The organism is Spiroplasma endosymbiont of Aspidapion aeneum (assembly GCF_964031045.1).
In the GTDB taxonomy this organism is placed as follows: Bacteria; Bacillota_I; Bacilli_A; order Mycoplasmatales; family Mycoplasmataceae.
Map to the genome: position 1 here is coordinate 181,312 of NZ_OZ034994.1, position 13,208 is coordinate 194,519.

The 13,208-nt window shown below is 27.8% G+C and carries 10 protein-coding genes; all 10 read left to right on the forward strand.

Annotated features, from left to right (window positions below; genetic code table 4):
- The first annotated feature begins 19 nt into the window (after positions 1-19).
- The 10 genes from AAHM97_RS00850 to AAHM97_RS00895 all read left to right on the forward strand — a co-directional run bounded on the left by AAHM97_RS00850 (position 20) and on the right by AAHM97_RS00895 (position 13,201).
- Positions 20-1,654, forward strand: coding sequence for a PTS ascorbate transporter subunit IIC (locus tag AAHM97_RS00850; protein WP_342269062.1), 1,635 nt, complete (start codon positions 20-22; stop codon positions 1,652-1,654).
- A gap of 21 nt (positions 1,655-1,675) precedes the next feature.
- Complete coding sequence (locus AAHM97_RS00855; protein WP_342269063.1) at positions 1,676-2,350, forward strand: hypothetical protein; 675 nt, start codon at positions 1,676-1,678, stop codon at positions 2,348-2,350.
- Positions 2,351-2,356: 6 nt separating this feature from the next.
- Complete coding sequence (locus tag AAHM97_RS00860; RefSeq protein WP_342269064.1) at positions 2,357-3,196, forward strand: SDR family oxidoreductase; 840 nt, start codon at positions 2,357-2,359, stop codon at positions 3,194-3,196.
- 1 nt (position 3,197) lies between these two features.
- Entirely contained in the window at positions 3,198-4,259 is a 1,062-nt protein-coding gene (locus tag AAHM97_RS00865) for a mannonate dehydratase (protein ID WP_342269065.1), read from the forward strand.
- Positions 4,260-4,269: 10 nt separating this feature from the next.
- Positions 4,270-5,682 carry a tagaturonate reductase gene (locus tag AAHM97_RS00870; protein ID WP_342269066.1) on the forward strand — a complete coding sequence of 471 codons (1,413 nt, stop codon included), beginning with the start codon at positions 4,270-4,272 and terminating at the stop codon, positions 5,680-5,682.
- Positions 5,683-5,701: 19 nt separating this feature from the next.
- The gene (locus tag AAHM97_RS00875) at positions 5,702-7,204 is read left to right on the forward strand and encodes an altronate dehydratase family protein (RefSeq protein ID WP_342269067.1); all 1,503 of its coding nucleotides are present in this window, start codon (positions 5,702-5,704) and stop codon (positions 7,202-7,204) included.
- 14 nt (positions 7,205-7,218) lie between these two features.
- Complete coding sequence (gene uxaC / locus AAHM97_RS00880) at positions 7,219-8,613, forward strand: glucuronate isomerase (RefSeq protein WP_342269068.1); 1,395 nt, start codon at positions 7,219-7,221, stop codon at positions 8,611-8,613.
- Between the two features lie 2 nt (positions 8,614-8,615).
- Positions 8,616-9,299, forward strand: coding sequence for a copper homeostasis protein CutC (locus AAHM97_RS00885; protein WP_342269069.1), 684 nt, complete (start codon positions 8,616-8,618; stop codon positions 9,297-9,299).
- 1,185 nt (positions 9,300-10,484) lie between these two features.
- A complete protein-coding gene (locus AAHM97_RS00890) occupies positions 10,485-11,939 on the forward strand; it encodes a rhamnulokinase (protein WP_342269070.1) in 1,455 nt (484 codons plus the stop codon).
- On the forward strand, positions 11,939-13,201 hold the full coding sequence (locus AAHM97_RS00895; protein WP_342269071.1) for an L-rhamnose isomerase: 1,263 nt from the start codon (positions 11,939-11,941) through the stop codon (positions 13,199-13,201). The genes AAHM97_RS00890 and AAHM97_RS00895 overlap by 1 nt, the downstream gene beginning before the upstream one ends.
- Positions 13,202-13,208 lie beyond the last annotated feature (7 nt).

The following is a 13,208-nucleotide window of genomic DNA, read 5'->3' on the forward strand; positions in this document are numbered from 1 at the left end:
GTGAAAGAAGGTTATATTTATGCTATTTAATTTATTAGCAAATAACTATGGAACTATTGGCGATGGAGTTCTAGGACTTTTAAAAGGTTTTTTTGGTTACCCTGCAATTCTTGTTGGTTTATTCGCAATGGTTGGTTCTATAGTCCAAAAGCGAAAAGGTGGAGAAATTTTAATCTCCACTCTTAAAACGGTTATTGGATTTCTTATAATATCTGGTGGAGCAAGTGTACTTTCAACTACTCTTGGTAATTTAACCAATGTAATCAAAAATGGTTTTGGAATAGGACAAAAAGGCTCTTCTATGGAATTTATTATTCCATCAAATGAGGCTGCAATGGCCTGAATGCAAAAAACTGTACCCGATCTATTCACAACAGCATCATTAATAATGATACTTGGAATGGTGGGAAACATTATATTAGCTAAATTTTCAAACTTAAAATTCATTTACTTAACTGGGCATGTAATATTCTATACCTCTCTTGTACTTTCACTATCGATGTACATGGCTGGGCTTAGACCATTGGAAAATACACAAGATACTGCAATATGCTTATTATCAGGAATGTGTTTTCTTGGACTATATATGGTTATTTCACCAGCCTTATCTGCTAAATATGCAGCCCAAATTATAGGGAATGACAAGTTAGCTCTTGGGCATACAGGAGGTTTTGGATGTGCTCTTTCAGGTATCATGGGAGAAGGTATTTTAAAAGCATCTAAAAAATCAGAAATTACAAGTACTGAGAATATTAAAATACCAAAAAAACTTAAAATTTTAGCAGATAATACTGTGGCATTATCTGTTACTATGCTAATAATTTATATGACAATTATGATGCTTGGTCTTGGTTTAAAAGGTCTAGATGCATTTGTTGTTGATGGAAAATCAATGTTAGGTAGTGATAAAATTTCAAATTCATCAGGTGGAGCGATAGCCTTTGCATTTGTTCAATCTCTAACGTTTGTTTCTGGAATTATGATATGTATCTTTGGGGTAAAAATGTTTTTGGAGGAACTTATCCCGTCCTTTAGTGGTATAGCTACAAAGCTAATTAGAGGTTCAAGAGCAGCTGTTGAAGTTCAAGCTTTTTGGCCATATGCTCAAGATGGAGTTGTTATTGGTTTCTTATCATCATTTATAGGAGGATTACTTGCATTTGGAGTCATGTTAGGTACACACTTTAGTGTAAATCCTGAACTTAAAAAATACTTTCCGGTTGTTATTCCAGAGTTATTTCCACATTTATTTATTGGTGGAACTGGTGCTGTATTTGGTAATATTAAAGGTGGTTATATTGGTGCAATTGTTGGTCCATTTATTATTGGATTTATATGAGCATTTTTCCCAGTTATTTACTGTGATTTAGGATGCATACCCGCAGCCGTCAATAATATTAATGGACAACAATTAAATGGAACTTGTTTTGCAGAAGTAGATCACATTATTGGCATAATACCATATCTGGGAGTAAAATATTTGACTGGCTGAGGATTTACCGGATTGGCTTTTGGAATGTTTTGTTCTCCAATAGTTATTAGTCAAATTAAAAACGCTACAAAAAGAAATAAAAAATCAAAAGTAACATTAAATGATATCAAAAATCAGCAGTTAGAAGAAGAAAAAATAAAAGATGTAGAAAGTGTAAATTAATTTACATAATGAGGCACTTTAATGAAGTGAAGTATTATAGCAATTATTCTTGCTGTAGGGCTAGTGGTTGTTATTATTTATTACATAACCTTTAATCTTAGACCAACGGTTGTTAAGAAAAAGGCAAAGTTAGACGGTATTTTATTATCTATAGATAAAAAAGAAAGTAGCTGAATTTTATTTTCGAATACTCATTTAGAATATAAAAAAGATAAATGAATACTATTTGATAATATGATAATGACTGACTCTTGCCTATATCTTATAAATTATTTGGCTAATGTTGGAAGTATTGTTGAGACTGATTGAAAGAAAGAAAAATGAGAGTTAAAAAATAAGGGAGATAGTAAATTTATTAAAAACCCTATTTTAGTATATAAAGATCAAATAAAAAAATTTTTGAGAATTTTGGATTTTAAATTTGAAACACAAATAATATTAGTTGTTGATAATGAAAGTTTTATAAATACTGATGAAGATGTCTTTATTATAAAAGAGTTTGATTTAGATAAATTACATGATAAAATTAAAAATTTTGAAATTACAAAATCATTTGAAACACCTATAAGTCAAGAGGATAAGAGAAAATTCCTTATTAAAATACAAAATTATGTTTATGATATAAATAAAAAAAATATATTAAAAGGAAATGAGGAATATTTACCAAATAATAAGAAAAAAGGATTTAGAAAGTAGAGAAATATGGAAAACAACAAAATATGTGAAAAAGTAATTGTAATAACTGGTGCCGGGGGAATTATATGTGGTGGATTTGCTAGAGAATGCGCTAAAAATAATTTTAAAATAGCATTATTGGATATTGACATAAAATTTATCACGATTCTTAAAGATGAATTACTAAAAATTAACAAAAATGTAATTGCTATTGAGTGCAATGTTTTAAAAAAAGACTCAATAATAAAAGCGTGTGAACAAGTGATAAAAGAATTTAGCAGAATTGATATTTTAATAAATGGCGCTGGTGGTAATAACCCCAAGGCTACAACAACAAACGAGAGATACTCTGAGAATGATGTTAAAAACAATGATGTAGTTAGTTTCTTTGATATCGATCCGGATGGGTTCAAATTTGTTTTTGATTTAAATTTAATTGGAACTTTCTTACCAACACAAGTATTTGCAAAGCACTTGTTACACAAAGGTGCATCAATAATAAATATTTCATCAGCATCAGCTCCTCATTCTATATCAAAAGTGCCAGCCTATTCAGCTGCTAAAGCTGCAATTGAAAATCTAACACAATGATTAGCATATCATTTTGCCAATACTGGTCTTCGTGTTAACGCTATTGCTCCAGGTTTCTTTTTAACTAAACAAAATGAAAAATTATTAATAAACCCAGATGGTTCTTATACAAATAGAACAAAAAAAGTTTTAGCCCACACTCCTATGAATCGCCTTGGAAATGTTAATGAATTATTTGGAACCCTTCTTTATTTAATTAATGAAGAAATTAGCGGATTTGTAACTGGAACCACTATAACTGTCGATGGTGGATTTGGTTCATTTTCAGGAGTTTAAAATGAAACTTTCATTTAGATGATATGGACCAAATAAAGATCCAATTTCTTTAAAATACATCAGCCAAATTCCAAATATTTCATCAATAGTAACACAGTGTTATGAATACAAACCTGGTGAAATATGAGAACAACAAAATATAAAATTACTAAAAAGCCTTGTTGAGAAAGATAAATTAAAAATGGAGGTTATTGAATCTGTTCCAGTTCATGAAGATATTAAGTTAGGGAGGCCAACAAGAGACAAATTAATCGCAAACTATTGTAAAACGCTTGAAAATCTTGCAAAAGAAGGGATAAATGTTGTGTGTTATAATTTTATGCCAGCATTTGACTGAGTTAGAACGAATTTATATAAACAAATGGAAGATGGCTCATTTTGTGAGTCATATGACCAAAAAGATATAGATAAGCTGGATGCAGCTTCTGCTATTAAAAAGTTCAAAAAACTTCCAGCTTGGACTCTGAGCTTTCCAGATGAGGAAACAGAAGAAATTATTACTTTATATCAAAAAATGAGTAATGATGAATTGTGAGAAAATATTTCATACTTTATAAATTCGATTATGCCAACTTGTGATAAATTTAAAATAAAAATGGCAATTCACCCAGACGATCCAGCTTGGCCCATATTTAATATTCCAAGATTGATAACTTGCGAAAAAAATATTGAGAGATTTTTAAAAATAAATGATTCGCCTAATCATGGATTAACATTATGTGTCGGTTCACTTGCCACCAATTTAGAAAACAATTTACCAAAAATTGTTAATAAGTTCGTTAAAAAAATATTTTTTACCCACATTAGAAATATTGAATATACTTCTAAAACTGAGTTTCAAGAAATAGCCCACGCAAGTAAAAAGGGTGTTCTGGATTTGGTGGAGATATTAAGAGTTTATCGAGAAAATAATTATCAAGGATATATTAGACCGGACCACGGAAGAATGATATGGGGTGAAGAAAAACTACCTCACACACCAGGTTATGGTTTGTATGATCGCGCGTTAGGGCTTAGCTATATCAATGGTGTTTGAGACGGTCTAGGTATAAATAAAAAGTAAGGTGATTAAGATGAAAAAAATCAATGAAATATATAAAAAAACTTCAAATTATAAAACAAAAATAATTCAATTTGGCGAAGGAAATTTTCTTAGAGCATTTATCGATTGACAGATTCAACAATTAAATAAAGCAACAAATTTCAATGGTGGTGTAGTAATAGTCCAGCCTATAAAGGACGGTATGTGTGAAAAATTATTAGAGCAAAAAAATCTATACACAGTTGTACTTGAGGGTATTGTTAATGATAAAAAATTTGAATCTTCAGAAATTATAGATTGTATTAATGGGGTGATCAACCCTTATAAGGATTATGAAGAATATTTATCATTAGCTGATAATAATGAAATAAAATTTATTTTTTCAAACACAACAGAAGCTGGAATCATTTTTGATAAGAAAGATGTTTTTAATAATAAACCACACACAACATATCCGGGAAAATTAACGGCTCTTTTATACCGTAGATACAAAAACAAAATGAATGGATTTTATATAATGCCGTGTGAGCTAAATGATAATAATGGTGAACTTCTTAAGAATGTCATAATACAAGTTGCAAATAACTGAAAACTTGAAAGCGATTTTTTAGAATGAATTACAAATAAAAATGCATTTTATTCTACTTTAGTTGATAGAATAGTTCCCGGCTTTCCAAAAGATGATATCCAAAAAATATGAGAGAAAAACGGATATGAAGATTCAATGCTTGTAAAAGCAGAACCCTTTTTGTTATTTGTTCTCGAGGGAGACAAAAAGATCGAAAATGAACTTTCTTTTTCTAAAGCGAAATTGAATGTTAAGGTTACCAATAATGGTAAAGTATGGCACGATTTAAAAGTTAAAATTTTAAATGGTCCACATACAACGATGGCACTAGTCTGCAGATTATTAGAGACACAATTAGTTTCTGATGTTATGAATAATGATAAACAATATAAATTTATTAGAGATGAACTTTATGATGAAATTGCAAAAACAATTGACTTACCTATGGATGAGATATTGAATTATGCAAGAACAATCGAAGATAGATTTCGAAACCCATTTGTAAAACATAAATTAGACGCAATTTCTCTCAATAGTGTGGCAAAATATAAGGTTAGACTCCTTCCTTCCTTATTAAAATTTTATGAAAAAGAAAAAAAATTACCTAAAAGAATATGTATTGCACTAGCCTCATTGCTTGCTATATATGGTAAATTTGGACCATCAACAGTTAAAGCTGTAGAAAGTGACAAAAACATAATTATGGATTTTGAAAATGAATCTAAGTCAACTAATTATGTAAAAAATATTTTATCAAAAAAAATATATTGAGGCATAGATCTTAATGAGATTCCAGGACTCACAAATTATATCAATGAAATATTAGATGAAATAAAAAATGGCAGCATATCAAATATTATTGAAAGTGTAGGTTAATAGAAACAAATGGTGTGATATGAAAAAAATTACAATACTAGAACCAGAAACAGATATGGTTGCTGTTGCTTTAGAAAATATTGATAAAGGAACCAAATTAAATATAAATAACAATAATATAACTCTCCTTTCAGAAATTAAAAGAGGTCATAAGTTCGCCATCAAAAAAATAGAAAGCGGAGAAAATATTATTAAGTATGGATACCCAATTGGTAAGGCAACATCAAGTATTAATATAGGTGAATGAGTTCATACTCATAATATGTCAACAAATCTTAGCGGAAAATTATCTTATCAATACAAACATGTTGTTAATAAATTAAAATATCCTGAGAAAGACAAAAGAATATTTAAAGGGTATGTAAGAAAAAATGGAAAAGTTGGCATTAGAAATGATTTATATATTATCCCAACAGTTGGATGTATAAATGCTGTTTTAGAAATAGTTTTAAGAAGATTTGAACAAGAAAATCCTAATCATAATTTTGATAATATAGTAATATTAAAACACCCATATGGATGTTCTCAGTTGGGAGGCGACTTTGAAACAACAAGAAAAATATTGATTGATGCAGTTTTACACCCAAATGCAGGAGGGGTATTGCTTTTTGGACTTGGGTGTGAAAATAACCAAATGGAGGGTGTCATAGATCAACTTAAAAAAATAGAAGACATAGATACAAATAGGTTAAAATTTTTAATTGCCCAAGAAGTAAAAGATGAGATCGAAAATTCACTAAAGCTGTTAAATGAATTAAATATAGCAGCAAAAGATGATAAGAGAACGATTTGCCAATTAAGTGAGCTTAAAATAGGATTAAAATGTGGTGGTAGCGATGGATTAAGTGGTGTTACTGCAAATCCGTTGGTAGGTAGATTATCAGATTTTATTTGTTCAAATGGAGGTTCGACAGTTCTAACAGAAGTACCCGAGATGTTTGGTGCAGAGCAAATTCTAATGAATCGGGCAAAAGATAAGAGAACTTTTAAGGAGGTTGTACTTTTAATTAATAATTTTAAGGATTATTTTGAATCATTCAGGCAACCAATTTATGAAAATCCTTCTCCCGGAAATAAGGAGGGAGGGATAACAACTCTAGAAGATAAATCGCTTGGTTGTACACAAAAATCGGGATATTCACAAGTTAATGGTGTCTTAAAATATGGAGAAAGAATTAAAGTCCCGGGACTATCTTTGCTTGAATCACCAGGTAATGACTTGGTATCTTCAACAGCATTAGCATCTTCTGGTTGTCAGATGATTTTATTTACAACCGGTAGAGGAACACCATTTGCAACATATGTACCAACTGTAAAGATTTCTTCTAATTCAGAAATATACAATTTGAAACCCCATTGAATAGATTTTGATGCGGGTAGATTAATGAATGAAGATATGGATTCATTAGCGGAGAGTTTTATTCAATTTATAATAGATATTGCATCTGGAGAAAAAAATACAAATAATGAAAAAAATAAAATTAACGGATTTGCCATTTTTAAAACTGGTGTAACCGAATAGATAGAGGGAAAATTATGAAACAATTTTGTGGAGAAGATTTTTTATTAGAGTCAGAATTAGCAGAAAAATTATATGCAAAAACTAAGGATATGCAAATATTAGATTATCATTGTCACCTAAAACCGCAGGAAATGCTTAGTAATTATAAATTTAGAAACTTAACTGATTTATGATTAACCGGGGATCATTATAAATGAAGACAAATGCGCACATGTGGTGTTTCTGAAAAATATATAACTGGTAATGCGGATGATTATGATAAATATATTAAATTTGTTGAATCATGTGAAATGATGTTAGGTAATCCAGTATCGCAGTGGTCTCAATTGGAATTAACAAAATATTTTAATATTAAAAAACCATTAATATTAAAAAATGCAAAAGAAATATGAGAACAAGTTAATAAACAACTAGACAAAATGACATGCCGAAGTTTTTTAGAAATGTCTAATGTATATGCTGTTTGTACAACAGATGACCCAATAGATTTATTGGAAGAGCACACAAAGCTTAAAGATGATTGAAATAAAGTTAAGGTAATTCCAAATTTCAGACCAGACAAAATAATGAAAATCAATGCTGAAGGTTTTAATGATTATATTAAAAAATTATCAAAAATATCTGATGTAAATATAAACAATTATGAAAGTCTTATAGAAGCGTTGTATAATAGAATTGATTATTTTCATACTAAAGGAAGTAGGGGAGCTGACCATGCGGTTGATGTTGTATTATATGAACCAGCAACACGAAACGAACTAAATGAAATAATAACCAAACGTATAAAAGGAAAAATGTTAAATGACGGAGAATTTGCTAAATTTATAGGTAATATTTTATTAGATTTAGCTAGAAAATACCATGATTTAAATTGAGTTATGATGGTACATTTAAACTGTAAAAGAGACGCAAACAAGCCTATGTTTTCTAAATTAGGTCCTGATACTGGTTTTGATTGTTCTGGAGAGCAATTTGTGGAAAAACAATTAAATGATGTGTTAGGTACTTTAAAATCAGAAGATAAATTGCCAAAAATGTCACTTTTTTCACTAAATGCTACCAACTGAATGTCTATAGCAACAATCGCTGGTTGCTATCAAGAAAATGAAAATGGTATTAAAGGAAAAATACAATTAGGAACAGCGTGATGATTTGCGGATACATTAACAAACAACACAAAACAAATAAATGACTTTGCCGAGCTCCAAAGCTTAGGTGTGAGCCTTGGAATGTTAACTGATTCTCGCTCATTTTCCTCTTTCACCAGACATGATTATTATCGAAGATTGCTATGCAATATTATTGCAACATGAGCTAACAGAGGTTTATGTGTTAATGATGAGGAAATTTTAGTTAGAAATATCAAAAATATATTCTTTAATAATGCAAAAGAATTTTTTGGGTATTAAATATGAAAAATATTGAACTTGTTATCGTTGATAAAAAAGATTTAGCTAATTTACAAGTATCTAATAATGAACGAGTTTTGCTTTGTGAGGATATTAAACACAATGGTCTCACACCATCGATTGAGTTTGTGAAACATTTTCTAAATAATATTAAACAAAAAATACATGTGTTAGTAAGAGACGATGGTAGTAATTATTTAATGAGCACTGAACAATTAAATAAAAATATAGAATATGTTAAAAATTTTGAAAAAGAAAATGTACACGGTTTTATGTTTTCGATTTTAAATGAAGAGAACTGTATTGATTGAAAAAAAATTGAATTATTAAAATCTAATGCAGGTTCTAAAAAAGTAATTTTTGGAAAGGCAATTGATATTGTGTGTGATCCTATTCAAGATTTAATCAAGCTTAAATCACTTGGTTTCTCTGGTGTATGTTTACAAGGTGGTACAACACCTGCTAGAAATAATATTAAAAAAATAAAAGAAATAATGAGTAGTGCTATTTTTGATGAAAAATTTGAACTAATAGTTTCTGGTTCAATTTCCCCCGCTGATATATCAATTTTAAAAAAACTTGGAAATATTTCATTACATATCGGATCTTCAATAAGATATAATGAGTCATGGGAAGAAATGATTAACCCTGAATTTGTAAATGGGATGGTATCAAAATTTAAATAAATTATATCTATGATAATATTGAAATAAATTGCTATATTTTATTTTGAATATTAAATAAAAAATTAATTTATAACCATGATAGCAACAAAAATAATTAGTTGTTATGGTGGTTATTTTTTTATTATCAATATAGAATAATTAAAATTATAATTTAATCATAGAAATTTTTATTAAATTTGTGTTTACTACTTAAAATTGACAGGAAAAATTACCCTTAGATAATGATACACATAATTATTATAAATATTTTTTATTTATCACAATATTAATAAGCACAGCTTAAAATTATAAATAATCATTAACTATTTTTTAAATCTTATTAATAGTCAATAATTTATTTTGTAATTTATTAAGATTTCATATCTAAAAGTAATAAATTATACATAACTTAACTGTTATTTTAGGATTAATTCCCTTAGACATTTATTTTATAAACCGTAATTATCAACACAAATTTTTTAAATTATTTATCGTAAAACTTTAATTTTGATCCAATAAATAATTAAATTATTAGTTTTTACAGTGGAATTAAGTTATTTTAAGGCTTTTAATTAAATATAAATATCGTTCAGAAATCTAAAATAGTTCAGTTTATAATTTGCAATAAAATAAGTTTCTATCAATTGATAAATATTATTTATTATTTTTTTAATAAAATACAGCAGTACTCATATCTATTTAATTTTTATCTACTGTATTTTATACCGTAATTATTATTTTTTAAATATATACCTTTTTTTATTCATATTTTCATTAGTATTTACTTACATATGATAAAAAAATTTGAATATAATCTCTTATGTATACAATAATAAAAAAACTTTAGTTTATGGAAATATTTTAATCATTTTTTGTCAATTGAAACAATGAACCAAATACTTATTATATTTAAAATAAATTTCTTTGATAATAATAAAAAAGTGGGAATATTTTATATTTTGGCTGTCTCTTTTTGTTAATAAATAATATTCTTATCTGGATACTTTTTAGTATATGTGATATAGACTGAATTACACTTAACTTTCCTAATATAAACAATTAATATTTAATAAAAATATTTTATACTTATTTTATATTTTTTTAGTTAAAAGGAAATATTTTTTTTATATGAAAATATTTCTTTATACCTATATAATTAATATTTCTTCTTAAATATCAATTATTATATTAATATTGGAGGTGGAAATGGAAAAGTATGTTTGTATTGATATAGGTGCTAGTTCCATAAAAGTAGGATTATCTTATATTCAAAATAATAAAATAATTTTTGAAAAAATTCATATGGCTACAAACAAAATTTACAAAAAAGAAAACAAAATTGTTTGGGATATAGACATGTTATTTGATGAGATATTGATTGCCTTAAAGAAAATAAAATCTATGAGAATAAATAAATGTAATTTATCAATTGATACTTGAGGTGTTGATTATGTTCTAATAGATAAAAGTGGTAATATAATTGACAGTGTTTATTCATATAGAGATAAAAGAACCAATAACTTCTTTAAGAAACAAAAGACTTTTAACTTTGAGGATGTCTATTTAAAAACCGGTGTGTATCCATTAGAATTTAATACTATGTTTCAATTGTATCAACATAAAATATGAGAATTTAAAGAACTTGATAAAATATTATTTATTCCAGATTATTTTATATATATGTTAACTGGTAAAAAAATAGCAGATGTATCAAATCTATCAACATCACAATTGTACGATATCTCTACAGGAAATATTAGAGAAGATTTTCTTGAAATACTTAAGATTAAAAAAGAGCACTTTGGGGATATTGTTCAACCAGGAACAAAGATTGGAAAAACATTAAAGAAATTAGAAACAAAATATGATATACCAGAATGTACAATTTGAAGCGTTGCATCTCACGATACAGCATCAGCTTTTCTAGCGGCTTCTACAGATAATAATAATGATGTTCTAATCTCAAGTGGTACATGATCATTGTTGGGTCTTATTGTAGATAAACCAATTATATATAGAGATGCCTTGAGAGAGGGATTTACAAATCTAGTTGGGTTTAATAAAAGTATTTTATTTCTAAAAAACATTACAGGAATGTGAATTTTACAGGAAACAGAAAGAAATTTATCGCATAAGTTTTCAATTGTGGATTTTATAAATGAAGCGATAAAATATGAAAGATTTAATTATTTAATGAATTGTGAGGATGATAGATATACAGTTCCTGAAAACATGATTTATGAAATATGAAAATATTTTAACGAGACACATCAATCAGTTCCATATAACATCGGAGAACTAATAAGGTGTATAATCGATAGTTTAGCCCTTTGTTATAGTAAAAATATATTCAATCTAGAAAAAATTGCAAATAAAAAAATAAATAATATCCATATTTTTGGTGGAGGATGTAGGAATAAAATATTAAATCAAACTCTTGCTGATATATGCAAAAAAAATGTTATAGCGGGACTTGTAGACGCAACAATGATAGGTAATATTATTGTTCAAATGTTGGGAAATAAAGAAATTGATAATGAGAATGCTGCCAAAAAAATAATTAGAGATTCATTTCAATTTGAAATTTACAAGCCCGATAATATAAACTACCAAAGTGTTATAAATAAATTTAATATGATAATAGAAATGGGAAAAAAATAATGAATAAAGAAATAAAAGATCGCTTCGAATATGCTAAAAGTTTTTATAAAAAACTAAATATAGATGTTGATAAGGTTTTAGAACGTGTAAGAAAAATACCAATCTCTGTAAATTGTTGGCAAGGGGATGATGTCAAAGGCTTTATGAATAATTCTCAGCCTTTATCTGGAGGAATAATGGTTACAGGAAATCACCCTGGTGCTGCAAGAAATCCTTATGAACTTAGACAAGACTTAGAAAAGGTATTTAGTTTAATTCCTGGTAATCATAAATTAAATTTACATGCAATTTATATAGATTCAGATGAAAAAATTGATATAGATCAAATAGAGCCAAAACATTATAAAGGTTGGGTTGATTGGGCAAAGAAAATAAATATAGGATTAGATTTTAATCCAACACTTTTTTCACACAACATGTATAAAGATGGTTTTACATTAAGTCATCCAGATAAAAAAATTCGTGATTTTTGAATAAATCATTGTCAAAGATCTATCAAAGTAGCAGAATATTTTGCTACAGAACTTAAACAGAAATGCGTCAATAATCTTTGAATACCCGACGGATATAAGGATTTTACCGTTGATAAGTTCAGTCCAAGAAAAAGATTAAAAGAATCTCTTAACAGCATTTATGCTATTGATTATGATAAATCAAAAGTTTTGAATACAATGGAATCAAAATTATTTGGTATTGGAATTGAGGCATACACTGTTGGTTCTAATGAATTTTACTTGTCTTATGCTATAGAAAACAAAACAGGTTTATGTATGGATATGGGACATTTTCACCCAACTGAACAATGTTCGCAAAAAGTTTCAACAGTTATGAATTTCATAGATGAATTATTATTGCATATGACAAGACCTATGCGATGAGATTCAGACCATGTTGTATCATTAGATGATGAAACACAAGAAATGACATCTGAAATTATTAGAAATAATTTTGAAGATAGAATACACATTGCGTTGGATTTCTTTGATGCTACAATAAATAGATTGGCTGCCTGAGTTATAGGTACAAGAAATGTAATTAAATCAATTGTAAAATCTTGCCTTGAACCAACATCAATATTAAAACAGTTTGAATTATCAAATGACTTTACATCACGTCTTGCAATCATTGAAGAACAAAAATCATTTCCTTGAGTGGATGTTTGAAATTATTATTGTGAACAGGAAGGTGTTCCATATGATGGAGCGTGGTTAGAGGAAATTAAGGAATATGAAAGAAACGTTCAGTTTAAAAGAAAGCGATAAGGAGATC